Source organism: Terriglobales bacterium, from assembly GCA_035651655.1.
Classification (GTDB): Bacteria; Acidobacteriota; Terriglobia; order Terriglobales; family Acidobacteriaceae; genus DASRFG01.
In genome coordinates this window covers 66,538-91,233 of sequence record DASRFG010000026.1, presented here as the reverse complement: position 1 = coordinate 91,233, position 24,696 = coordinate 66,538, and the positions used below count along the sequence as shown (strand labels likewise).

Annotated in this window: 19 protein-coding genes and 1 tRNA gene; 17 read left to right on the top strand and 3 right to left on the bottom strand. The window is 56.2% G+C overall.

Annotation, left to right across the window (positions count from 1 at the left end; genetic code table 11):
- Positions 1-18 precede the first annotated feature (18 nt).
- The 6 genes from VFA76_13395 (at position 19) to VFA76_13370 (ending at position 6,439) form a co-directional block, all read left to right on the top strand.
- Positions 19-306, top strand: coding sequence for a glutaredoxin family protein (locus VFA76_13395; protein HZR32834.1), 288 nt, complete (start codon positions 19-21; stop codon positions 304-306).
- Between the two features lie 40 nt (positions 307-346).
- Positions 347-1,921: an AMP-binding protein gene (locus tag VFA76_13390; GenBank protein ID HZR32833.1), complete on the top strand. Its 1,575-nt coding sequence runs from the start codon at positions 347-349 to the stop codon at positions 1,919-1,921.
- Between the two features lie 138 nt (positions 1,922-2,059).
- Positions 2,060-4,594, top strand: a complete 2,535-nt coding sequence (locus VFA76_13385) for a sulfatase-like hydrolase/transferase (GenBank protein HZR32832.1) — start codon at positions 2,060-2,062, stop codon at positions 4,592-4,594.
- Positions 4,595-4,684: 90 nt separating this feature from the next.
- Positions 4,685-4,774 (top strand) — tRNA-Ser (locus VFA76_13380).
- 112 nt (positions 4,775-4,886) lie between these two features.
- Positions 4,887-5,729, top strand: coding sequence for a DUF5677 domain-containing protein (locus VFA76_13375; protein HZR32831.1), 843 nt, complete (start codon positions 4,887-4,889; stop codon positions 5,727-5,729).
- A 50-nt stretch (positions 5,730-5,779) separates the two neighbouring features.
- Entirely contained in the window at positions 5,780-6,439 is a 660-nt protein-coding gene (locus tag VFA76_13370; protein ID HZR32830.1) for a hypothetical protein, read from the top strand.
- 838 nt (positions 6,440-7,277) lie between these two features.
- Here the strand turns inward: VFA76_13370 and VFA76_13365 are convergent.
- A complete protein-coding gene (locus tag VFA76_13365; protein HZR32829.1) occupies positions 7,278-9,758 on the bottom strand; it encodes a glucan 1,4-alpha-glucosidase in 2,481 nt (826 codons plus the stop codon).
- A gap of 204 nt (positions 9,759-9,962) precedes the next feature.
- Positions 9,963-10,916: a hypothetical protein gene (locus tag VFA76_13360; GenBank protein HZR32828.1), complete on the bottom strand. Its 954-nt coding sequence runs from the start codon at positions 10,914-10,916 to the stop codon at positions 9,963-9,965.
- Positions 10,917-11,271: 355 nt separating this feature from the next.
- Here VFA76_13360 and VFA76_13355 point away from each other — a divergent pair, with 355 nt between their 5' ends.
- Together VFA76_13355 and VFA76_13350 are read left to right on the top strand one after the other, a co-directional pair.
- Positions 11,272-12,984 carry a sodium:solute symporter gene (locus VFA76_13355; GenBank protein ID HZR32827.1) on the top strand — a complete coding sequence of 571 codons (1,713 nt, stop codon included), beginning with the start codon at positions 11,272-11,274 and terminating at the stop codon, positions 12,982-12,984.
- A 5-nt stretch (positions 12,985-12,989) separates the two neighbouring features.
- A complete protein-coding gene (locus tag VFA76_13350) occupies positions 12,990-13,535 on the top strand; it encodes a hypothetical protein (GenBank protein HZR32826.1) in 546 nt (181 codons plus the stop codon).
- An 18-nt stretch (positions 13,536-13,553) separates the two neighbouring features.
- Here VFA76_13350 and tadA read toward each other — a convergent pair whose 3' ends face one another.
- Positions 13,554-14,027: a tRNA adenosine(34) deaminase TadA gene (gene tadA, locus VFA76_13345; GenBank protein HZR32825.1), complete on the bottom strand. Its 474-nt coding sequence runs from the start codon at positions 14,025-14,027 to the stop codon at positions 13,554-13,556.
- A 166-nt stretch (positions 14,028-14,193) separates the two neighbouring features.
- On the opposite strand from tadA, the gene VFA76_13340 reads away from it, so the two are divergent.
- The 9 genes from VFA76_13340 (at position 14,194) to dapF (ending at position 24,693) form a co-directional block, all read left to right on the top strand.
- Positions 14,194-15,273 (top strand): hypothetical protein, encoded by a 1,080-nt coding sequence (locus tag VFA76_13340; GenBank protein ID HZR32824.1) that lies wholly within the window; start codon positions 14,194-14,196, stop codon positions 15,271-15,273.
- Positions 15,274-15,429: 156 nt separating this feature from the next.
- Entirely contained in the window at positions 15,430-15,897 is a 468-nt protein-coding gene (locus tag VFA76_13335; GenBank protein HZR32823.1) for an NADH-quinone oxidoreductase subunit I, read from the top strand.
- 3 nt (positions 15,898-15,900) lie between these two features.
- Positions 15,901-17,337, top strand: coding sequence for a hypothetical protein (locus tag VFA76_13330; GenBank protein HZR32822.1), 1,437 nt, complete (start codon positions 15,901-15,903; stop codon positions 17,335-17,337).
- An 84-nt stretch (positions 17,338-17,421) separates the two neighbouring features.
- Positions 17,422-19,533, top strand: a complete 2,112-nt coding sequence (locus VFA76_13325) for a prolyl oligopeptidase family serine peptidase (protein ID HZR32821.1) — start codon at positions 17,422-17,424, stop codon at positions 19,531-19,533.
- A 33-nt stretch (positions 19,534-19,566) separates the two neighbouring features.
- Positions 19,567-20,457, top strand: a complete 891-nt coding sequence (mtnP, locus tag VFA76_13320) for an S-methyl-5'-thioadenosine phosphorylase (GenBank protein ID HZR32820.1) — start codon at positions 19,567-19,569, stop codon at positions 20,455-20,457.
- Entirely contained in the window at positions 20,454-21,377 is a 924-nt protein-coding gene (locus tag VFA76_13315) for a PfkB family carbohydrate kinase (protein ID HZR32819.1), read from the top strand. The genes mtnP and VFA76_13315 overlap by 4 nt, the downstream gene beginning before the upstream one ends.
- Complete coding sequence (locus VFA76_13310; protein ID HZR32818.1) at positions 21,374-23,086, top strand: hypothetical protein; 1,713 nt, start codon at positions 21,374-21,376, stop codon at positions 23,084-23,086. Before VFA76_13315 ends, VFA76_13310 begins: the two co-directional genes overlap by 4 nt.
- Before the next feature lie 138 nt (positions 23,087-23,224).
- Positions 23,225-23,890: an MgtC/SapB family protein gene (locus VFA76_13305; GenBank protein ID HZR32817.1), complete on the top strand. Its 666-nt coding sequence runs from the start codon at positions 23,225-23,227 to the stop codon at positions 23,888-23,890.
- Positions 23,887-24,693, top strand: coding sequence for a diaminopimelate epimerase (gene dapF / locus VFA76_13300; protein HZR32816.1), 807 nt, complete (start codon positions 23,887-23,889; stop codon positions 24,691-24,693). The genes VFA76_13305 and dapF overlap by 4 nt, the downstream gene beginning before the upstream one ends.
- The last annotated feature ends 3 nt before the right edge of the window (positions 24,694-24,696 follow it).

The window sequence follows — 24,696 nt, the reverse complement described above, 5'->3', positions numbered from 1 at the left end:
CTAAATCAGCTTGACGGGATGCGCAGAGATGCTCTTCTGCCCGGGCCTTCTGATAAACTCTCCGCGATGCCGGCCGAAGTGATTGTGTACTCTCGCAAGGGCTGCCACTTGTGCGAGATAGTGAAAGAAACGCTTTCAAAACTTGCGCGCCGTGCTAACTTCAATTGGCACGAAATTGACGTTGATTCAGACGAACTCCTGCGGCGGCAGTTCACTGACGAAGTGCCTGTAGTTTTTATTAATGGCAGGAAGGCCTTCAAGTATCGCTTGAACGAGCGCGACTTTCTGCGCAAGCTCGCGCGATGAAACGCTATTCGTCACTGCCGAGTTAATTACAATATTACCTATGCGTCGTACGCGGCTCTACGCCGATCCGCAGGGCATATTCCTGCACCGCGCAATTCTCGAGTCCTGCCGGCAGTTCGGGAGAAAGATCGCGCTGGTGGACACTTCCTGCGAGCCACGTCGCCGCTTTACCTATGCCGAATACGGTGAACTCGTCGAGCGTCTGGCACACGGGCTGGTAGGTGCTGGTCTCAAGCCAGGCGAGGTTTTAGCGATTGACCTGCCGAATTCCTGGGAATTCGCCGTTGGTTATCACGCAGCTACCCTCGCCGGCGCAGTTCCCACGCTACTGAATCCCAGTTACCGCGAGCGCGAGGTGCGTTATCAACTGGAGAACTCTTGCGCAGCAATGTTGATCAGCGACGGCTGCGTAATGAAAGGCATGAATCTTTCTGGTCTGCCCGGGTTGCGGCAGGTCTTTGCGACCCGGCAACATATTTCCGGCGCTCTGGATTTTTCTGACCTGTTGCGCCCCAGCAAGAATTCATTGCCATCGCCGCAACGGCCGGCCGAGCAGGAGGTCGCTGCCTTACCCTATTCCAGCGGCACTACAGGACTGCCGAAAGGAGTCATGCTCTCCCATTACAACCTGGTGGCAAATGTGTTTCAGGTAATCGGCCCCGGGGCTACTCCGTTTCAAGAAGATGATGTCCTACTCTGTTTTTTGCCGCTTTACCATATTTATGGGTTGAATGTGGTCCTCAACCCAACGTTGATGATTGGCGGAACCGTGGTACTCGCGCCCCGTTTTGACGTGCAACAGGCGGCGCGCCTGATCAATGAAGAGGGCATCACCGCCATGCCCTGCGTCCCGCCCATGTTGAATGCGTTTGCTCAGGCCGCCGAACGAGGCATGTTCCCCAAAGAGCACGATGTCCGCTGGGTAAAGTCAGGGGCAGCGCCGCTGGCCCCTGATCTCGCACGCCGTTTCACTGCACTCACCGGAATTCCCATCATGCAGGGTTACGGGATGACCGAAGCATCGCCGGTGACGCATGTCGGTTTCATTGAGCCGGAGCTATACCGTCCGGCGTCTATCGGCCCACCTGTAGCACGAACCGAGTGCCGCATACTGGATGAGGCTGAGAGGGAAGTCGCCGCCGGAGAACGGGGCGAATTGGTGATGCGCGGACCGCAGTTCATGTTGGGGTACTGGAAAGATCCGCAAGCAACCGCCGCGGTTCTGCGCGAGGGCTGGTACTGGTCCGGCGATATTGCCAGCCGTGACGCCGATGACTTCTATTACATTCTGGATCGCCGCAAAGAGATGATCAAGTACAAAGGATTTCCCGTAGCGCCCGCCGAAGTGGAGGCAGTGCTGCTGGAGCATCCTGCCGTGCGCGATTGCGGAGTGGTGGGAAAACATGATGACGGCGCCGGCGAATTGCCCTGCGCCTTTGTTGTATTGCGCGAGGGGTACGCAGCCGACGATCGCATGGCGTCAGAGCTTTGCGGCTTTGTCGCCGAGCGCCTCAGCGGATACAAGCAGCCCCGCGAAGTTCAGTTCGTATCTGCGATTCCGCGGACTCTTTCCGGCAAGATCCTCCGCCGGGAGCTGCGAACCCTGGTTTCATAAATACAGAAACAGAGAAGCCTCTACTAGCTGGCCGTCCCTTGGGAACGCAGGGCAGTCAGGGTACTTCCGTCACTTTGTAGGTCGCCGGACCGCCAATATCCTTCAATATGGGTCTCCCGATTCGAGCTAATGATGCTCATGCCTTCACAGAGCACTCATCCCAAAGTGTGTTTCTTGATGCCGGTGGCGGCGCGGCTCTGCTACGCCGCGCTGCTGCTAATGACATCAATTTACTGTTTGTTGGCCTATTTGCCGGATACCTATTACGCCTTCATTCAAGCGCCCTTCCAGCGCTGGCTGCCCTGGTTTATTCGGCTGCACCCATATCTTTACAGCGTTCTCGTCCTCGTGCTCTGTCTTTCCCTCTTGAAGGAGCGGCGCGAAAAACAATCACGCCGATTGGCGATCGAGTTTGTCTGTTTTAACGCCGGAGCGACGCTCTACCTTCTTATCTCCCGGCCTTTTTCTCATATCGGAAACAACTCCCAAAGCTACATCTGGAGCTTGGTGTTGCTGGTTCCAGTGATCCTGATCGCGGGGATTGATTATGTCGCTTATTGGCGGAATCCAATAGCCAGTGAGAACTGGTCGGGGCATTTGGGATTTGTCCCGCTATTGATCACTGCGGCAGCTATCGGCGTTCTGTATCCGGCGATGTCCTTTTTACGGTTTCTACAGATGGGGACGCCCTTCCAGTTCAGCCAGGTGGATCTCATGGCCTGGTTGGCAGCAATTTGCGGTCATTTGATTCTGTGCGCCTTCGCAGTGAGCCTAGTCAACCTCGGCGAATCTATCGGAGCTCGTACCAGGAACGCAGCACGGTTCCGTTGCTTCTCCTATCACCTGCTGGCTTGGTTCGCGCTGCAGAGAATTTTCCAGAATGTAATTCTGGCGACAATACCCTTCAATTCCATCGAAGCAAAAATCTATTCTGGGATGATGGCGTTGACCCTCGTGATGTTCTTTGGTGCTCTCCTGCTGAGGCGGCAAAAAGTAAGCATTGCAGCAGGAGCCACATCCTCAGCGGCTTGGACCTTGCGAACGAAGGTCGCTCTTGCCCTGGCACTTTTGGCAGCCGCTTACATAGTCCCCGCAATAATCGGGGTTGTTGACTGGAATTTTCTGCTGGAAAAATTGTGGTCACTCGTCCTCTGGTCGTGCGCCTTGGGATTTTTATTCGTGTACTTCAGGGTGCGCAGAGCGGGGGGCTATCCCATCTGGCTGCTGGTCTTAATCGCGGTACTGAGCCCACTGACCTATTACTTGCTTTTTACACAGCCGACGGGGACCGCTGCTTCATCACCGCCGGTCAAGGCGATGACCGATGCCATGCTGCGGCACTCGTACTATAACGCGTCTTTCCAAGTGGTCAACGAGATCTGGACGTCACCCCAGCAAAAGCCATGCGACGAGCTCTGCCAATTTCTTCTTACCCAAACCAATGTGCCGCCCAGCGCTACCGTCATTCCACCTGAGGTCAATCTGGTGGATCAGTTGTCGCCGGCGCGCGGGCCATTACCCAACGTCTTTATCCTTGTCGTAGATAGTCTGCGGCCCGACTACCTCTCCGCCTATAACCCCGCTGTGCACTTCACTCCCGAAATCGGCAAATTCGCAGCCGAAAGCACCGTAATGCGGAAGGCGTTTACACGTTACGCGGGCACAACTCTCGCCGAGCCCTCGATCTGGGCGGGCGCCATGCTTCTGCATAAGCACTATATCCAGCCGTTTCACCCGGTAAACAGCCTGGAGAAATTGCTCGATACGGATGGCTACCAACGGTTCATCAGCGTGGACACTGTGTTGCGACTGTTGCTTCGCCCCACTCCTGACTTAGTTCACCTCGATGAAAACGTGATCAACTGGACTGACGAAGATCTTTGTTCCACGGCAGCCGACGCGGAATCCAAAATCTCACGGCTGCACGTTCCGGGCCGGCCGATTTTCATGTATGCGCAGCCGCAGAACATTCACGGAATAACGCTGGGACATCTCCCGCCAGAGCGACAACCCAAAAAAACTTATCCCGGTTTCAATGCGGTCGTCGCTTCAGAACTGGAGCGGCTCGATGGTTGCTTCGGAGGATTTATACGCCATCTGAAATCCTCTGGGCTGTATGACAACAGCATCGTCATTCTTACGGCCGACCACGGCGATGCTTACGGAGAGTTCGGACGCAAAGGCCACGGTTTTGAGATGAATCCATCCGGGATGCGCATTCCATTAATTGTTCATCTGCCGTTGTCCATGCGCAGTAAGTATTACTGCAATCCCGACAATGTCGCCTTCAACATGGATATCCCGGCAACTCTTTATTATTTGCTGGGACACCGTCCCATTGTGAACGATGAGAGGTTTGGCAGGCCTTTATTCACCGGGTCTCAACCAGAGGCGTCTTCGTACCTTCGCAACAACTATCTGCTGGTCTCAAGCTATGGCCCTCTCTATGGACTTTTGGGCAACGACGGCCGCACGCTCTTTGTCTCGAACGCCCTGGAAGGCACAAATCAATATTTCGATCTGGTTAAAGATCCGGGGGCGGTGGTCAATCGTCTGGATGACCAGACCCTGGCCAAAGAGCAGCAACTCACGCGCAGCTACGTCCAGCAAATCGCGGATTTATACCACTTCAAGCCTCGGCGGCACACCCTGGCGGAGTGGCTGCTGCATTAGCGCGGTTACTTTGGCGGGCTTTTCCGTCAATTCCAAAACCGGGTAAACTGAGAGTGCCGGTTCAAATCCGGCGATTCGCCACAGCCTCGCGGAGAGGTGCGTGAGCGGTTGAAACGATCCGCCTCGAAAGCGGACATACCTGAAAGGGTATCGGGGGTTCGAATCCCTCCCTCTCCGCCAGCACCTTTGATTTCTGCTGTTTGCAGTGCCTGAACATTCAGGTTGCTGAGGGACACCTGGTGCCTTCGCAGGTCCGCGCTCTTATCCACGTTGATCTGGGTACAATCTGGTCATGAGCAACACCGACTCCACTCCTACGATATCGCTTTACGGGTTCTCTGACGCAGCAACGGCGTTTGACCAACGGCACCCACAATGGACAGCGGTGATGTCCCGTCTCGGAGAGGTCATAGATTTGGCATTCACCCGCACACAGGTGATGGATACTTCGATAGACAAGTTTGTGTACTTCTACGGCTCACTTGTGGCGGAAGACTTCATGGAACTCTTCCTCATGGCAGCGAACGGATACGGTTACGGAGCCATGAAGCTACTGCGCTCGATGTACGAGCACACCATTACGCTCAAGTACCTTCACGACCACCCTGACGAACTTCAGACATTCTTTGATTTCGACCGTGTCCAACAGTACAAGCTGATGAAGCCAATCTTCGACACATTCGGCGATGGTTCGCTGCCACCGGACATTGTGGCGGATACAGAACGCAGGTACGCGGAGGTTAAGGCCAGATTCATGGTGAAATCGTGCAAGTCCAAGACTTGCGAGGAGAAACGAGTTGGGCACACGTGGAATAAGTTGGACTTCGTTTCAATGGCGAAGAAGACGGGAGCTATCGGTTCACTGATAGTGCCCGGCTACTTCTACCCGCTGCGACACGCTCACAGCACATCTCGTGCGATGACCGAGCGACTAGAAAAGGGAGAGGGGCATTTGGGCTTTAGCCGGGAGTCGCAGCCCAAAGAAGCTGACGAAGCACTGATGTCGGCACACAATTGCCTACTCGTGGCTCTGGAGGTTCAGGAAGAGCGGTTCAAGATTGACGGTCTGCAAGCGGCCATTCAGAAGGCACTCCGTGATTGGGCGTTGATTTGGTCTCCAGAATCGCTTGCCTAGTTGGAAGCGGATTCTGCTAGGGGAGTCTGAACTCCGTGACAATGGGGCGAATGAAAACACTAGATCGCAACGTATTGATCGAGAAACTCCTCGTGACGAAGCATCGCTTGGAATGCGCCTTGGATAGGTTCTACGGCCACGACGTCTCGGGTAACCAGGTCGCTCTGGAGGCCGAGGTTCTTGATATTGCTCTTCCCATTCGCGTGTTTGTTCATCATGTGCCGGACAAAAAGCCGCCCTCGCCGTGTTTGCTGCACCAACTCGATTCTGAGTATTGGAAGAGGCCGATTCACTTTAAGCCGCTGATCGCGCCAGCACGCGGTAGGTTACCGTCCGGTGAGCAATGGATGACTGTTTCCATCCCCGTGAATCTCAGCATCGGGGCCAGCGGAGCTGCGTTTGTGAGATATAAGAGGGGTTCAGATGCTGAGGCAAAAGCGCCATTGAGAGACTGGTGGCTTACCCCATGCTGGGACAGCGGAAACAACAAGGTCTCGAATAAAGATATCGTGCTCGCAATGGCGAACAAGGAAGGTGGTGCCCACGTCGCTGCCGATCTAAGCGCGAAATACGAGAAGGCAAAAGGGCAGGGCCGCCTCTCTATTGGCGAAAAGTCAATCAGTGACATCGCTAGACTGGGCAGCTTGCTAGGAATCGCTGGAGATGAACTGTTGGAATACTTGCAGGAGAATTTCCCAGAATGCGCGTAGAAGCGCCTTGAGCCTTTCCCCCCACGCGAAAATACCCGCGCAATCGCTGGGACAGTAAGACGGCGACCATGCTCGACAATGAAATCTGGTGGCGGTTTCGGTGCGATGACTGCTCGTGCGAAATAGGTTAGGGCTGGCTGCTTGACTCCAGGCAGTGCTGAAATTACGGCGATTCACCTATGGATTTCACAGGTTGCGAGTTGGTAAAATAAGCTCGAAGTCGGAACACTATCAGGAGGTGAAACATGAAGAAGTTGGCCAGTTGGCTTGCTTCCTACCTTGTGAAAGCGTCCCGATGCAGGTTCGAGCAGGTAGCAATCGGGATTTGATTCTTCCCGCGACTGAGCTACGGGATTTTGCTATCTTGCCATCGGCTTAAGACGATGCATCAGAGTTGTACCGTTGGTGACTTCTGCCAGGGTCACGCCCTGCGTCAAAGTTAAGCGCAGATTTTGGAGACTCGCTGCCTCCTGACAAGAACAGTGAACCAGAAGGAGCTTTACGGAGACCGAACTTGCGAACTCAGCCGTTGTGGTAGGCTCTGGCTCCCGCGCTAGGCCAGTGCGGGAAGGAGCTGGCACCCACCGTTAAGGGGCCGCAGTCAACGTTCGCAAAACGAAAACCGCGGCTCTGAAATTGTCTCCTCTCCAGCGCCTTCTCCGGTGGTCCAAAAGTGTGCCCGGTGTGCCCGGTCGGTGTAGGGCTGCATATAACGTATGCTTTTTGTAATATTGAAATAAATCTGTAACCCTATATTGTTGTGATTTCAGGAGCTTTATTGAATCCCTCCCTCTCCGCCAGACCTTTAGTTCCAGTGTGACGCGCCGAGGTGCCGGCCTTAGTCATTACGTGATCCGGTGCGGGCAGTCGCAAGGGAGGCCGCCGGTAAAGCGTCGGGCACTTCTTCTTCCGGCTTTATCACTACCTCGAAATCCGCGCCTTCCCACTCATCTGCCTGGTGCCAATAAAAGGTGAAGCAAACCCGCGTGTCGGCAGGAAGGTCCTTTGTGGGTAGGTCCACGACGTAGGTACCCAGGCCGAAATCGAGGGTATTCGTATCCTGAGCCGTTGCCCAGCGGTCAGTGCTCCAGTGCACCAACGCGGGCTTGAGCAACGAAATGCGTAGAACCTTTCCCCGCATCATGGAGGAAGTTTTATTGTTGTAACGCCACTCACAATGGATTGCGGCCATCTTTTGGACTTGATAACGCTCTACGGTTTGAGGCGGCTGATCGAAGACCTCGCCTTCCAGAAGGGAACGCCGAAGCTTGATGTACTCGGCATGGGCCCAAACTAACGGACAAGCAGATCCAGAAGGCCTGCCGAGAAATAGCTCTCGCTTGGGGATGTCCGCTGAGTCCCAGATTTGTTCCGGGATCAAATGATTGCCATTTGTGAAACGTTCCATCGCAGCGAGGAGAGACTCGGCTGCTTCCGGTTTCCCCGCAGCTAACTCGTAATGGCCCCGCTCCCCTGTAAGCAGCGGCCAAAGCCGGCCGATGCCGGTTCCGTCGAAAGGGGAGCCGTCTTCGTGTTCGCCATAGCCGTCGCCGTTGTACCGATACCAACAAGATCCCTGGGGTAAATCCACCCGCAGCAAGGCATCAATGACCTTTACAGTATTTAGAATGCGCGGATCATCCGGTGCGCGCAGGCCAAAGCGCACGAGTGCCAGGGAATCCGGACTAATAACGTGCGCAGCCGACTTGATAGTCTGCGCCGCAATACGATTCTTGATCAGAACCAGACCGGCGATGGGCCCAGCCGCAGTTCCTGCCTCCGGGGGAGCGATCCGCACGTAATAGCCATCTACGCCGAGGTTACGAGCCAAATCGCTGTCCTCGGCGTAACACCAGCGCTCTACGTTATCGTTCCAGATGTCCGCAGTGTCGCGGAGATACTGGGCGGTAGCTGCCTTTCCTGCCAACTCGGCGATGTCTGCCGCGGCGAGCAATGCCGCGATCTCGGTGGCTAACGTGAACGGAGAGTATCCCGCATCTTCCTCCCATCGGTCCTGTTGGGTTACCGGACCGGTGCGCACCAAGTAGCCTGCTGCTTTACCGACCATGGGCCACCAGCGATCCATGCGTTCCATCTTGTCGGGAGCTTTACGGCGGATAAGATCGACGAGCAGGATGGGGAGCGCAGTTTCGTCCATCTGGATGCCATTCCAGTATGGTTCGCCATTCAGCCATAGGTTCTGCGCCCAGTTACCCTCCGCTTCCTGTGTGGCCTCCAGATACCGCAGCACGCGAAGCGCATCGTTAACGGCTCCGGCAGCGAGAAAACCGCCCGCGACCTCGACTAAGTCCCTTGGCCAGACCAAGTGGTAGCCGCCAAGGTCGTCGTCCCCCTTGTTGAATCCCCACGGGATAGAAAGGCTGGCAATGGTCCCTCCCAGAAAATCCTTTGATTCATGGGACCGTAGAATCGCCGCGCTGGCCCTATACAAATCGTGTTTACGACTCTCACGATCGGCGGGGAAGAGCGTGGTGTGCCAGTTTTTCCAAGGGGTCACATAGTGTTCACGAACCAGATCGTAGTTTTCGAACAGGCTGGAGGCGGTCAACTGGCCAGCCTCGTAAGGGGTTGAGCCGAATCCAATGGCTACGAAAAATTCCCCGTTGCAGGCGGCAAGGTCGATCTCTCCCGTCAGGGCAACGTTTCCGTTCTCCGCCCGAGTGTATTCCCATTGCATTTCGTAGTGCTGCGAGAGGTCTTGCCAGCCGTCAGAGACACCCACAAATCCAACCGACATTTTTCGCCAGGGAACAGAGCATGCTACCGCCAGGCTCACGCCGTCTCGTTGGGCGAAAAGCATGGGTGAACCCTTGTATTGTCCGCACCAGGCAGTATTGCCGTAGCCGTAGTTGGCCAAGTGTGGAGCTAGAAGAGAGTAGAGATGGTAATCCGAAAGAGCACCTTGCAACGGCAGAAAACGAACTTTCTGCAGGACCACATTGCGATAAGGATCAGTGAGGACTTCCTTCTTTATTTGATAGCGTCCGTCAACCGATGTATTGGTCAGGCAGTGCAGTGGAATTCCGGGTTCCCAAGGAATACTTTCGAAGGTGCAATCTCTCTTTTCTTCAGAAAAGTACTGCTTTCCATCAGTAACAAGAAATCCCTGATCGCGTGTGCAGGCTTGATCCACTCGTGGGAAGTAAATTTCATTCAGGATGCCGTGACTCAGGGTGAACCAAACGCGGCTTTGCGCTACCAAGGAGGTGCCCACTCCGGTCTTGGAGCTTGAGGTCCAGCGCGGCGGAATGCCGGGCCAACCTGGCGCAATCCGTTCCTGCCCAATGTTCATGTGCATGTAACCGTTGATTCTACTGACCGAGGGCTTGTGCCTGTTTCCCTCCGCTGCGCCGTGACCTCAGCACTTGTTACCGTCAGCAGAGAAACAATCAACAGTACGCTGTACCCCATCCTCCCGTGCCACCCCCGACTCCAAACTACACAATTTTCCAGTGCACAAGGAGGATACCCATACATAGTTCGAAAGCCAATCCTTACAGGGTTATGGGGAGGGACTCGGCACTCCGCTTCCGGAGCTGGGGGATCGCCTTCTCATCCTTCGGTAGAACAGCCCTATGCCGAGGCCCAGGGCGAACCCTGCACCCGCCGCGATGAGCCCGTCGCACACCTTACAAAGTGGAGGCCCTGGAACGGCCGGGTTGTTGAGGCACTGCCCTCCTATACAAATCTTGACTATAGTTTGCGACAGGCAGCGACCCGCAAATTGGAAACCACATCCCCACTCGATGGTTGTTAATAGAGGAAACTGGGGATGTGCCGTCGCATGAAACGGGACCAAACACACGGAGGCGACTGTGAGAGTGGTATTTACAAAAGCTGTCCTTCCCGCCTGGTCAGTTACCGTGACCCCGAAGGAGAAGGTTCCAGCTACCGCTGTGCTGGGCGTGATCGTCTGACTGGTTGCGCCAGTGTTCCACTTGAATGTGTAAGGAGGAGTTCCGCCGGTGGCTACTGCCGTTAGAGTGACCAGGTCGCCCTTGCAGGCGGATTGCGTTCCAGTTATTGAAACTTTCAGGGGGGCGGGGGTGATGGTGACGGTTGCTTTCTCCGTGATGAAGTCAAGGACAGTGGTCGTGCAGATGTTACCCTGGCATACGGTGTAACTGGCGCCCGTCTGCGAGGTGTTCGTGGTTGTGGTATTAATCACCGCGGTGCAAGTCCAAGTCCAGATTTCACCAATATCCAGCAAATTATTGTGGTTTGAGTCTCCGCCACTAAAAATCACCGACGAGCATTTATCGTCCGACGGCTTATCTACCGATAACGCGTGATGACCTTGGCTGTTATCGAAGGTATAGGTATAAACCACGGTCAGAGGGGCGGAACCCGACGAGGGGTTTGCTGTCTTGCCGAAAGTTTCCTGAGCGAGTGCACCTCCTGGGTGCAACAACACGGTCGCTGTCACCAGAATCACCAAAGCGCAAATACGGTTCATTTTGATCCTGCCTAGTCTGCTCAGAGAGGCTGAGCCATCAGTAACTCCTAAAGATAGGGACCTGGACCTGGCCGCAAAGGAACCACGCGCGCGCACGTGTGGCGGAGATGAACTGAGCTCCGCATTTCTAGAAGCTGAATTCGGAGTGTCGTCTTGCTGAACGCGGCAACCGTTCCCCACCAGCTTACACAACCACTACAACCGCAGCAATTGTCACGGCCCCGAACCGGCTATTGCGAATATTTAACCACTAGGATAGATTTCGTCACTTGGTCTGGCGCACTTCGCATGATCTGTTCCGGTCCCTTGGCTTGCGCAGTGGCATGGCGACTGGGGATTTCAGGAGAGGAGCAACATGGTTCAAGCGGTGGCGCACGTTACCCACAAAACTCTTACCACCTTGGATCTGGGCATCATCGGAGCGTATTTCGCGGTAATTTTTGCCATTGGCCTTCATTTTGCGCGGCGTGAACGCACCTCCACGGATTATTTTTTGGCGAGCCGAAATATCGGTTGGTTCGCCATTGGCGCGTCTCTGTTTGTATCCAACATTTCTACCGAGCACTTCATCGGACTTGCCGGGTCGGGCGCCACCACAGGGCTTGCCGTCGGGCACTTTGAGTGGCTGGCGTGCCTCATCCTTTTAATCCTGGGGTGGGTGTTCGTTCCGTTTTACTTGCGTTCCAATGTCTTCACCATGCCGGAATTCCTGGAGCGACGATTTAGTCGCCAGTGTGCTGTTTACCTCGCGGTAATTTCCATCCTGGCGTACATATTTACAAAGATCTCCGTCCACCTGTACGCGGCGGCAGTGGTACTCGAAAGGGTCGTGGGATGGAGTCCTCTTACCGCGGCGATCATTCTGGTTGTCGCTACTGGGATTTACACCATTGCCGGTGGGCTTGCCGCGGTCATTTACACCGATCTGGTGCAGACTTTGATTCTGATTAGCGGGGCGGTAATCCTCAGCTTTATTGGATTACACCGGGTGGGTGGCTTCGCGGGATTGCGCGCAGCGCTGCCTCCTGATTATTTCCACATGATCAAACCAGCAACTGACCCCGAATTCCCGTGGACGGGAATCTTCTTGGGCGCTCCTATTCTAGGTATCTGGTACTGGTGTACCGACCAGGTAATCGTGCAGCGCGTGCTCTCCGCCAAAGATGAAGGCCACGCCAAAGCCGGAACAATCTTCGCCGGGTTTTTGAAGATTCTGCCCGTGTTCATGCTGGTGCTTCCGGGGATGATCGCGCTCGCGCTTTATCGCGATCTTTTTAAGATCGGTCCGGACGGCCGGGTCCTGAACGGCGATATTGCTTATCCGACATTAATTATCAATCTGCTGCCGCAGGGCTTAGTGGGCTTGATGATAGCGGCCTTGCTGGCCGCACTGATGGGCGCCATGAGCTCGGTGTTTAATTCGGCCTCTACTTTGGTGACGCTCGATTTTTATAAGAAGCTCCGTCCCCAGGCGTCGGAGCACCAACTGGTAAGCTTTGGACGCGCAGCCACGGGCATCATGGTGGTTCTCGGCCTGCTTTGGGTGCCATTCATTCATCTGATCAGCAGTCAGCTGTACATTTATCTGCAGAGCGTGCAGGCCTACATCAGTCCTCCCATTACCGCGTGCTTTATTCTTGGCATCCTCTGGACGAGATTAAATTCATCGGGCGCGATTTCTTCTCTGCTCACGGGGTTCGTCTTGGGAGCAGTGAGATTCGTCTTCGAGATATTGGACCGGGCGGCGGGAGGCCATCGTTTCGCATCACCCCTGGTTCGCTGGATTGTTGACATTAACTTTCTTCATTACGCTATTTTCATGTTCGTGGTGTGTTCGGCGGTGTTGATCGTGGTAAGCCTGGCAACCCCCGCCCCAGATCGCCGCAAACTTGCTGGCCTGACCTTTGCGACTGTCAGCGACAAGCTTGATGTTTCGGCGATGGACCCCAGCCTGCTTCGGGCCCAGTACAAACCGGCTGCTGAAACTCAACGGGAACATCGCATCAATTTGATCTTTACCTTCCTGCTAATCGCGACCGTAGTGGGTCTGTGGGTTTACTTCCGTTGAACAGTATGGACACGATTCTCAGCCTGCGGCCGAACGTCACTCGCGATGAGGCAGTGCGCCAGATGTCTGCTGGGATTTCAGGGTTGTTGCGCAACGCGTATCCTGGACCGCTCCGCGTGGTGTCGGATTTCTATCTTCCATTTCGAGTTTTTCGCACCGAGATTCGAAACGGCGCCGGCAGCGATTCCCGCCTTATTGGCATAGACGTGGTGAACGGCAGCCTAGACATTTTCAGCTTTGGGCGCGATGCGCCAGAGACAATTCGCGTCCAAACCCGTAATCGGGTCGCCCCTGTGCTGAATGACGGAGAGGCTCAATACTTGCTGGTGGAAAAGATCCGGCGCGTTGTCTTTCGGCGTGGCTTTTTCCGGCTCAGAGACTTCTCGATCGTCGCACAACCCATTCAGGACCTCTACGTCCCTTATTGGGCAGGCTTCTCGGGACGAGGCACGAGCGCTCATATCACTGTGCTCAATGCAGTGCGCCGCCGTATCGAAGGTGGCAAAGTACGCCAGTTGTTGCACGGGTGGCTCGTTTCCGAGGCTCTGTAGAAATAATTCTCTCGAGACTTACGCTTTCTGTTCGGCACGCCGCCGGCGGAAGAAGGCCTGCAGCAACTTTCCACATTGCTCGGCGAGCACGCCGCGCCGAACTTCTATGGAGTGATTCAACTGCGGGTGATTGATCACCGAGAGCACCGAATGGACGGCGCCAGCTTTGGGATCATCAGCGCCGTACACCAGGCGCCGTAAGCGGGCATGGATCATCGCGCCTGCACACATCGCGCAGGGCTCGATTGTCGCATACAGCTCGCAATTGAGGAGGCGGTGGTTACCTAGAGCGGCGGCCGCTTCGCGCAGGGCGACAACCTCGGCATGCGCAGTGGGATCGAGGTCGCGCAAATTGCGATTTAATCCGCGGCCAACCACCCGGCCCTCAAAAACCACGACCGCGCCCACGGGGACTTCCCCTGCGTCCAACGCGCACTGCGCCTGGCGCAAAGCTTCCTGCATCCATACCTCATCGCCGGAGTCGGTCTTCATTGGGAAAGGTAGTCATTTTAGTCGGTTAAAGGCATCCAGCAGCAAGTCAGTATCTTTTTACCGGGAGCAAACCCCGGCTCAAGCAGCTGGTTCTAATGACCTGATTGTTCAAAGATCGACCCCTGTACCTTTGCGCCAGAGGCGGGGAACTTTTCGGAGGAAATGCATGAAGAAAGCATTAAGTTTGAGCTGGATTCTGCTGCTTGGGGCTGCGGTGGCGATCGCGCAAGATCAGGGTACATCGTCCTCAGGCAGTGCCAGCGGCAGCGCTAGTCAGCCCTCGGCTCAGGGTTCGCAATCCACCCCGACGCCAGACCAGAATCAACCATCCAACCCTAACTCATCGGCAACCTCCCCCAGCAGCAACCAGACGCCGGGGCAGAGCACGCCTTCAGGCCAGTCCGCAGATCAGAGCGGCATGGCAGCTTCATCCAGCGGTCAGAACAGCGTTCAAGGCTGTCTGCAAGGTTCGAACGGGAGCTACACTCTGGTTCAGGACACCACTGGCACCACCTACACCGTCACGGGCGATACCAGCAAACTGGCTGAGCATGTTGGACACGAAGTTCAGGTGACCGGCACGTCGGCTAGCGGTTCCGGCAGTTCCGCCAGCACTGGCACCAGCTCTGCGAATGGCAACACCATTCAGGTGAGTGACGTGAAGATGGTCTCCGATCATTGCGCGTCATCCTCCTCGAGCTCACCCTCGGCGGGCATGAGCAGCGGAGCAGCCTCCACCGGTTCTGCTGCCGGAGAGACCAGCCAAACCGCGGCTGCCAATCAGCCGTCTTCGGCCTCGACTCCGTCAACTGCGACTCCGAGCGATCAGAGCGCGAATTCATCTGCTGCTTCGTCCAGCGCTGCCAATCCGTCGGCCTCCAGCACTGCTGGTAGCCCGTCGAATGCGCAGCCTGCCGCCGGCAGCAATGCCAGCACGCCAAGCGCCAGTGATCAGAGTGCCTCTGCCGCCAGCTCCAGCCCGAGCAGCAGTACTCCCAGCAGCAGCGATCAGAACGCCGCCGCCGCGAGCAGCAGCACTCCCAGCAGCAGCGATCAGAACGCCGCCGCTGCCAGCAGCAGCACTCCCAGCACCGACCAGAGCGCTGCAGCTGCTAGCGATCAAAATGCCGCCGGCACCCAGACTGCAGAGAACAAGCTTCCCCAGACGGCTTCTCCACTGCCGTTACTCGGGCTGCTTGGTTTCGGCTCCCTGGCCGCTGGTGTTGTGAGTCGTAGAAAGAAGTAACGCTACAAACGGCATTTAAATGCCGTCAGGGCCCCGGCCCGTTAAACGACGGGCCAGCTAACTGCTCGAACCGCAGACGCTTGGGATGCCAGAAGATCGGCGAAGCGAGGGCGGTTCGGGCAGTTCTTATTTTGGCGGGAATGGTAAACTGGCTTCGTGGCCCTTACATTCTCCAACCTGCTACGCCGCGTCTTGATGGTGGACCTGCTCAAGGGTCTCTCCATTACCTTCCGCTACCAGGATCCAAAAGAGATCTATACCGAGCAATATCCGCTGCAACGGCCCAAAGTGGCTGAGCGTTATCGTGGGGCGCCGCGGCTGAATGTCAACGCGGACACCAATGAGACTCTCTGCATAGCGTGTGACTTGTGCGCGCTAGCCTGTCCTGAGCACCTGATTGTAGTCAGCAGTGAGCGCAATGCAGCTACCCGACGCAAGGAACTGACCACCTTCACCTACGACCTGAGCCGCTGCATGTTCTGCGGCCTATGTGAAGATGCTTGCCCGACCGACGCCCTCGAACTCACTCAGGATTTCGAGCTGGCCAACTACACTCGTGAGGGCGCTATCTGGGACCGCCAGACTCTGGAAAAAGGTCCGCAGCCCACCGTGTACACCCGGTAATCGGTGGTAAGGTCTCTCCCCCATCGCTTTCTGCTTTTTGTACCAATTCTGTTTGCCATTGCCGCGAGTCCAGTTCAAACCACCGCTGAGCCTGCCAAGGCTTCACAGACCGTACCCCAAGCCCCTGAAACCCGCATCACTGCCGAGCAAGCGAAGGAACTCTTTCGCTCGGTGGATGAAATTCTCAAGTTTGCCAGCCAAGACACCGGCCTGGCGCTGAGGCACGAGGTAAAGCGGGCTTTGGTAAACCGCGAGCAGGTCGGCAGCTATGTGAAATCACGCTTGGAGACGGATGAGGATGCCAAACGCTTGCAGCGCTCCGAACAGGTGCTAAAGAAGTTCGGATTGCTGCCGCGCAATTTTGATCTCAAGACGTTTCTGGTCGCGCTGCTTCAGGAGCAGGTAGCCGGCTACTACGATCCGAAGACCAAAACCGTGAATCTGCTCGACTGGATTGAAGCGAACCTGCAAAAGCCGGTGCTGGCCCATGAGCTCACACATGCCCTGCAGGACCAGGACTTCGACCTTGAAAAATGGGAGAAGAATGGGCCCACCGTAGAGTGGAAAAAAAGCGCCGACCAGCGGGAGCCCGATGAGGATGAGCAAAAGGCCGCTCGGCAGGCGGTGATCGAAGGCCAGGGAATGCTGGTGCTGATTGATTACATCCTGGCGCCGACAGGCAGAACGGCCACCGAAGTTCCAGAGATTGCCGATGCCATGAAAGCCGGTGTCATGGAAGGCTCGCCGCTTTTCAACACTGCGCCTCTTTACCTGAAAAATCTGCTGCTTTTCCCCTATCGTTATGGCCTGGACTTTGAGCGTGAGCTATTAGCGAGCGGCGGTCAGCAGGCAGCGTTCGCGGGAGTGCTCCGCAATCCGCCGGTGAACACGCGCCAGATCATGCAGCCGGACGCCTATATCTCTGGAGAACGCCTTCCTCGCCTGCCCTTAGCCGATGCGAAACGGGTGCTAGGTACAGAGTACGAACAACTGGATGTGGGTGGTGTCGGCGAGTTTGACGTCTTGGCGATGCTCGAGCAGTTTGACGATGCGGATGCAGCAAAGTCGCTCGCGCCAGAGTGGCGCGGCGGATACTACTACGCCGGACATTCGAAAAGCTCAGCATCCGGTTCGCTCGCGCTGCTCTACGTCTCGCGCTGGACGACGCCTGAGCAGGCGATGCTATTTGCGCGAGCCTATAGGAAATCCCTAAAACAGAAATACAAGACCATAACGTTGGCGCAGATGCCTCAGGCTGCAACCGCGCCTTCGTCCGCGGCGATGCCGGGCGCGACCGCGACCACGGCAACTCGTTGGAATACAGAAGAAGGCCCGGTCTTTGTAGAGCACCGCCAGAATCTGGTGATAGTAATGGAGAGTTTTGACGAAGCCAGCGCCGCGAAGCTACGTGCTGCCGTGCTGGCAGCGGATGCCCAGTAGGGATTTTGCTCTCAGCATCTCTGGCGTCCTGGGTTTGCGACGCCGCGCATCGTCAATCTACACTGATTTTTAACAGAGGTGCGCATGGGCAGGTTCCGGAATGTTTATCTGGAGATTGCGGCCATATTGGCAATTATGTCCTTAACTTTATCTTTTAGCTCGCAGGCCAAAGAGCAAACTTCTGGTCCGCCGCCAACGCGGCGTGACGATGTGGTGGACGTCCTTCACGGAGTGCGGATTTCCGACCCTTATCGCTGGCTTGAGGACCAGAACAGCCCCGAAACGCGATCCTGGATAGAGGCGCAGAACAGCTATACCCATTCCATCATTGACCGGCTACCCGGGCGCGATCACTTGTCTGCTCGCCTGGGGCAGTTGATGAAGATTGACAATATCGAAGTTCCCGTCGAGCGCAATGGACGCTACTTCTTTCGCGAGCGGCGCGCCGACCAGGACCTGTTCGTGATCCACATGAAGCAGGGAGCCGAGGGTAAGGATGAGGTGCTCATTGATCCGCATCCCATGAGCCCCGACCACACCACCAGCGTGACCATTCTGGACGTCACGGAAGATGGAAACGTACTGGCGTATGGCGTCCGCCGCGGCGGCGCCGACGAGATGGAAGTTCACCTGATGGATGTGAGCCAGCGTCGCGACCTGTCTGACCAGCTGCCGAAAGCGCGTTATTTTGGAGTGTCATTCAAACCCGACAAGAGCGGTTTGTATTACTCGATGATGGGCGAAGATGCTCCCCACGTTCGCTACCACGCTTTGGGCACGGATGCGAAACAAGACGCCGAGATCTTCGGCAAGGGCTACGGCCCACAGAACATTGCCGTAGCCGATGTCTCCGAAGACGGACGTTATCTGGTCATCCAGGTGTTGTACGGCGCGGCGGCCGATAAGACCGACATTTTTTATCAGGACCTCTCGAAAAAAGCGCCGATCGAACCTTTAGTCAGAGACATTGACGCGCGCTTCCAGGCAAATATCGGCGGCGACAAGATCTTCCTGCAGACGAACTGGAAGGCCCCGAATGGCCGCATCCTGGCAGTTGACCTGCATGACCCGGCGCGCGAACGCTGGCGCGAGATCGTGCCGGAAACGAATTCAGTGATGGAGAGCTTCGCCCTGGCCGGGGGCAAGTTGCTGGTCCGTTACCTGCATGATGTAACGTCTCAGGTGAAGGTCTTTGGTGCGGATGGGCGTCCTGCAGGTGAGGTGAATTTCCCTACGCTCGGCACTGTCAGCGAGATCAGCGGGCACTGGCAAGGCGATGAGGCGTTCTTTGGCTTTAGCTCGTTTCATGTTCCACTCACCATCTACCGTTATGCCCTCAGCTCAAGTTCGAAATCTGAATGGGCACGCCTGAAGGTTCCGCTCGAGAGCGAGAATTTCGAGTTGAAGCAGGTCTGGTACGAGTCGAAGGACAAGACTCGCGTACCCATGTTCCTGCTCCACAAGAAAGGTCTCAAGCTGGACGGGTCGAATCCCACCTTGATGACTGCGTACGGCGGTTTCAACGTAAGTTACACTCCGCAATTCAGCGCCACCGCTGTGCTGTGGGCAGAGCACGGTGGGGTGTTTGCCGTGCCCAATCTCCGCGGTGGTGGCGAGTTCGGCGAGAAGTGGCACCGCGCCGGCATGCAAGCCAATAAGCAAAATGTCTTCGACGACTTCCTCAGCGCCGCCCAGTGGCTGATCTCGAATCGTTACACCAACTCCTCCAAGCTCGCGATTGAAGGCCGCAGCAATGGCGGCCTGCTTATGGGGGCAGCGATCACTCAGCGGCCCGACCTGTTCAAGGCTGTAATTTGCGGGTACCCCCTGCTGGACATGCTGCGCTACCAGGATTTTCTCGTGGCAAAATTTTGGGTGCCGGAGTACGGCTCTGCCGCCGATCCGGAACAGTTCAAATACATCTACGCGTATTCCCCTTATCAGCACGTCGAAAAAACGACAAAATACCCAGCCATCATGTTTGTAAGCGGAGATTTCGATACCCGGGTGGCGCCATTGCACGCGCGCAAGATGGCGGCCCTCATGCAGTGGGCGACGGCCGGATCGTCCAATCCCGTTCTGCTGCATTACGACACAAAGGCGGGGCACTCGGAAGGCAGGCCGGTAAACAAGCAGATCGAAGACGTCACCGACGAGCTCAGTTTCTTGATGTGGCAATTGGGCATGAAGCCGTAGCCCAGCTTTTTATTTCAATCTTCAGGAGGAGATTTGCCGGAAGCAGAAATCGGCATCATTGGTGGCAGCGGCCTGTATGCCATGCCGGGATTGACCGATACGCGAGAGCTTCGTGTGGATACTCCTTTCGGCCAGCCATCAGACGCCTACATCTTAGGCAAGCTGGACGGAAGGGCAGTGGCATTCCTGGCGCGTCATGGACGTGGCCACCGCATCCTGCCAACAGAGTTAAATTTCCGGGCCAATATTCACGGCCTAAAACAGCTGGGTGTGGAACGCATAGTTTCCATCTCCGCAGTCGGATCTTTGAAGGAGGAGCACAAGCCGCTGGATTTCGTCATTCCAGACCAGTTTTTCGACCGTACTACCAAGCGGGTATCTACCTTCTTTGGAGACGGAGTTGTGGTCCATGTTGCACTGGCCGATCCAGTCTGCCCAGAGATGTCCCACGTCGTGGAAACTGCTTGCAAGAAAGCGAAGGTGACGGGCAAACCAGGCGGAACGTATCTCTGCATGGAGGGGCCGCAGTTCTCAACCCGCGCCGAATCACAGGTCTATCGAAGTTGGGGGATGGACGTGATCGGAATGACCAATCTTCAGGAAGCCAAGTTGGCGCGCGAGGCGGAGATTTGTTACGTCACGGTGGCTATGGTCACTGACTACGATTGCTGGCATCCTACGCACGATTCGGTCACCGTGGACCAAGTGGTCGCTGTCCTGCTGAAGAATGCAGAGAATGCCTGTAAGGTCGTTCGCGAAGCGGTAGCTGCCACACCTAAGACCCGCTCATGCAAGTGCGGTTCTGCTCTGGCACACGCGATTTTAACCGAGCGCGACAAAATTCCCGCCGCTACGCGCAAAAAATTAAAACTGATTTTGGGCAAGTATCTCGATTCGCAGGGCAAGGCGGGTCAACAGAAATGAGTGTGCTTGGAGTCGGTTCCATCGCCTTTGACACCATCGCTTCGCCTTACGGTAAGGTGGAGCGCGTGCTCGGCGGTTCGGCAACATACTTCGCCCTCGCAGCCAGCTATTTCACAAAGGTACGGATCGTTGCGGTGGTGGGCGACGATTTTGCCTCTGAACACGAGCAAGTTCTCCGGCGGCGCGGCGTAGATACCTGCGGTATTCAGCGCGCGAAGGGCAAGACCTTCTTCTGGGCGGGCGAGTACGGCGCCAATGTCAATGAGGCCAAGACTCTGGTGACAGAGCTCAATGTCTTCGAGCAGTTTCATCCGGAGGTTCCCGCCGGCTACCGCGACACCGAATTTCTGTTTTTGGGCAACATACAACCTACTCTCCAGGCGCATGTGGGACGGCAAATGAACGGCGCGAAACTGGTGGGCGGCGACACCATGAATTATTGGATCAACCACACGCCGCGAGAGCTGGTGGAAACTATTAAGGTCTTCGACGTGCTGCTGATTAACGACGCGGAGGTTAAGGCGCTGGGCCATGAATCCAGCCTGCCGCGCGCCGCTCAGCGAGTGCTGGCGATGGGTCCTCAGGCGCTGGTTGTTAAACATGGCGAATACGGGGCGACCATTTTCTTTCGCGAAGGAGCTTTCGGAATTGGCCGGCATCCCTTCCGCGCTCCTGCCCTGCCTATTGAAGAGGTTCACGACCCCACCGGAGCTGGCGACTCCTTTGCCGGAGGATTCATGGGCTACATCGCTTCCCAAGGCGAACTGAACCGCGAAGTGCTCAAGCGCGCCATGTTCTACGGAGGCGTGATGGGGTCATTTGCCGTCGAACGCTTCGGCACCGAGAGACTGCAAAACCTGACCAGTGAGGAGATTCAGGGGCGATTTCAGACATTTCGCGAACTCACCCATCTGGAATGAGAGTGGCTAAAAGCGGCGAGTCCGGTGAGCAGCGGAGTGACGTCTCGACGGTCTTGATTCTTGCCGTTCTCGTTTCCTTGTTCAGTTTTCTATATTATTTCCGTCACAATCAGGTCCTGCTCTATGGCGACGCAGTAGCGCACATTAACATTGCTCGCCGTGTCTTCGATTCGCTGACTCCAGGATGGAAGCAACTCGGCACAGTGTGGCTGCCGTTGCCGCACATCCTCATTATTCCGTTCGTGATCTCGAACCAGTCCTGGCACACGGGCTTCGGCGCTTCCTTTCCCTTCATGATCGCGTACGTTGCTGGCATGGTCGGCATATTCCGGCTGGTGCGGGACGGATTGGCAGCCTTAACTCGGCCGGGAAATGGCCCGGCCACACCGGGAACTCGTCCCGCGCGGCTCGGAGACCCGCACTATCTCGCCGCGTGGTTTGCGGCGGCTTTATATGGCGTCAATCCCAACCTTATCTACCTTCAAAGCACGGCCATGACTGAGTCGCTCTACTTGGCGCTGTTTATTTGGGCGCTCGTCTTCTTTAGTGAGTTCGTGCGCTTAGTAAGAGCAAATGATTCGGGCAGAGAAGAACAAGCTAGCCGCTGGTTAATGTGGTGCGGCTTATTCGTCGCCGGCGCGATGCTGACCCGCTACGACGGCTGGTTCCTGGGTTCCGCATTGGCCGTCATATCAGTCGCAGTGGTAGTCGGTAGAGGGCGATTGGGTAAGCGGGAATCGAAGGAGCCCAGAGGATTATTGGTGTTTCTGGTGCTGGTAGCGGCCGCTCCAGCTTTCTGGTTGGCCTATAACGCTGCTATTTACGGCAACGCGCTCGATTTTGTGAATGGTCCCTATTCGGCACGTGCGATCGAGCAGAAAACTGAAAGCCGAGGCGAGCCTCACCATCCTGGTTATCAAAATATCCGAGTGGCAACAACCTATTTCATAAAGTCCGTCGAATTAGATATAGGGGAAGGGAATTGGTCGAAATTCTGGCTTGTGCTGGCGGCGGCGGGTACTTTGCTTGCCGTGTCTGCAATTCGGAGCCTCAGTATTTGGCTGCTGCTATGGTTGCCGCTGCCCTTTTACGCGCTCTCGATTGCCTATGGCGGCGTGCCGGTTTTTGTGCCGACGTGGTGGCCATTTTCGTATTACAACCTCCGCTACGGACTGCAATTACTTCCGGCCATCGCAGTATTCTCAGCGGTGACACTCTACTTCCTGGTTACTCGAGTGCAGTCCCGCCGCTGGAAAGTGGCCGTTCCGTTTACGGGTTTTGCCCTGCTGGCTTTGAGCAACGCCCTGATCTGGCGTGCGCAGCCGGTCTGCTTAAGAGAAGCGATTGCGAACTCCCGCACCAGAATTGGGTTCGAGAAGTCATTAGCGAAAGAGCTGGTTCGGTTACCACCATCTTCCACTCTGCTGATGTACATCGGCGACCACGGAGGCGCGCTGCAGGACGCCGGCATTCCGCTCGGGCGTGTGATTCAGGAAGGCAATCACGGCGATCCCAGGCAGTGGGGGAAGGAAGGGATGTGGCAACGCGCGTTGCAGGCCCCGAACCGCTACGCTGATTTCGCTGTTGCTTTTGACAATGACCCGGTGGCCAAGTCGGCCCAGGAGCATCATCTTCCAGCGCTGGTAGTTATCCAAACCACTGGCCAACCTCGGGCAACCATCTATCGCACCCGGCAGCTTATCCGCTGACGTTGGCAACTCGAACGGTACCTTGCCCGTTACCTCAGTTCCGCGGGAAGTCAGAGAGTCGGCAACAGCCGATGTTAAAATCCAGCCCAAGCTCAGAATATGCGCAGATTGTGGGAGATCTTCGGCCCGAGGATGGACATGGCTGCCATCGTGGCGCAGACCATCATGCGCCTGATTCTCGCGGCGATACTGGGCGGAGTCATCGGCTTAGAGCGGGAAATCGCACACAAACCTTCCGGACTGCGCACCAACATGTTCATCTGTTTCGGGTCGGCGTTCTTCACCATTCTTTCTTTTGAGTTGGCCAATCAATATCCCGGCGACCACACTCGCATCGCGGCCCAGATCATTCCCGGAATCGGTTTCATCGGCGCCGGCTCCATTCTGCACTCCCGCGGTTCGGTAGTGGGACTCACGTCGGCCGCCACCCTGTTCGTAGTTGCATCGGTGGGAATGGCGGTGGGCGCAGGACTGTATCTGCCTGCTGTTTTCGCGACCCTGGTGATTTTGCTCGCCCTGTACACGCTTGGACGCCTGGAATCAAAGTTCCAGGGTAAGGGCTCGTTCACGAGCTATAGCGTCATTGGAGAGAGCGCGGAAAACGTCATCGCCGAATTGAACCAGATCTTGCAGGATGAAAATCAGAGCATGTCATCGGTCAATATCACGCGCATGAACAATCAGGTGCGGGTGCAATTCTCTATCGAGGCTGAGAGGAGCGAACACCAACGGGTGTTACAGCGCCTGCGGGAATCAACCTTATTCCGTGGCGTCGAATGGTTGGGGACGGCTGAGCGCGAATGAGTTCTTCCCCTGATAGCCTGAATGCTGCCATTCCATTCGTTAAAGCCAGCGCCTGCGGAAATGATTTTCTGGTGATTGATGGCATGCATGCCCGTCCCGATCTCGCGGCCCTAAGCCGGCGCCTTTGCGATCGCCATAACGGGGTGGGTGCGGACGGCATAGAGTGGCTCTTTCCCGCGACCGATGCTGATGTGCGCGCGCGGCTGTTTAATGCTGACGGCTCGGAAGCCGAGATATCGGGGAATGGCACGCGCTGCGTTGCAGCCTACCTCGCGGCTGAGCAGCAAAAAGAAAAGATGCTGATCCGTACAGGAGCGGGCCTGAAGGCCTGCACTCTGGTGAGTCACAAGGGCTGCGAGTTTGAATTTGAAATTGATATGGGCGAGCCGCAAGTAGGCGACGAATTTCCCATTAAACTCGCCTTTCGCGAAGTGCGGGGAATTCCGGTCTCAATGGGAAATCCTCACTTCGCAGTGTTCGTGCAGGAGTTTGCGCCCGGATGGCAGGGCGAAGCGGCGGAGATCGGGAAACATCATGACTTCAAGTATGGGATTAACGTTGAATTGGTGAAGCTTGGTAAGAACGGCGATCTGCAGGCGCGCTTTTTTGAGCGCGGAGTGGGAGAGACACAGTCGTCCGGCACCGGCTCTTGTGCGTCGGCAGTTGCGGCAATCTCTGCCGGGCATGCCCAGTCGCCCGTCAGAGTGCACACCCCGGGCGGGACACAGACGGTTCGCTGGGAAGAGCGCGTGTTCTTGCGGGGCCCGGTACGGCTGGTCTGCCGGGGAGAGTTTTATGTCTAAAGT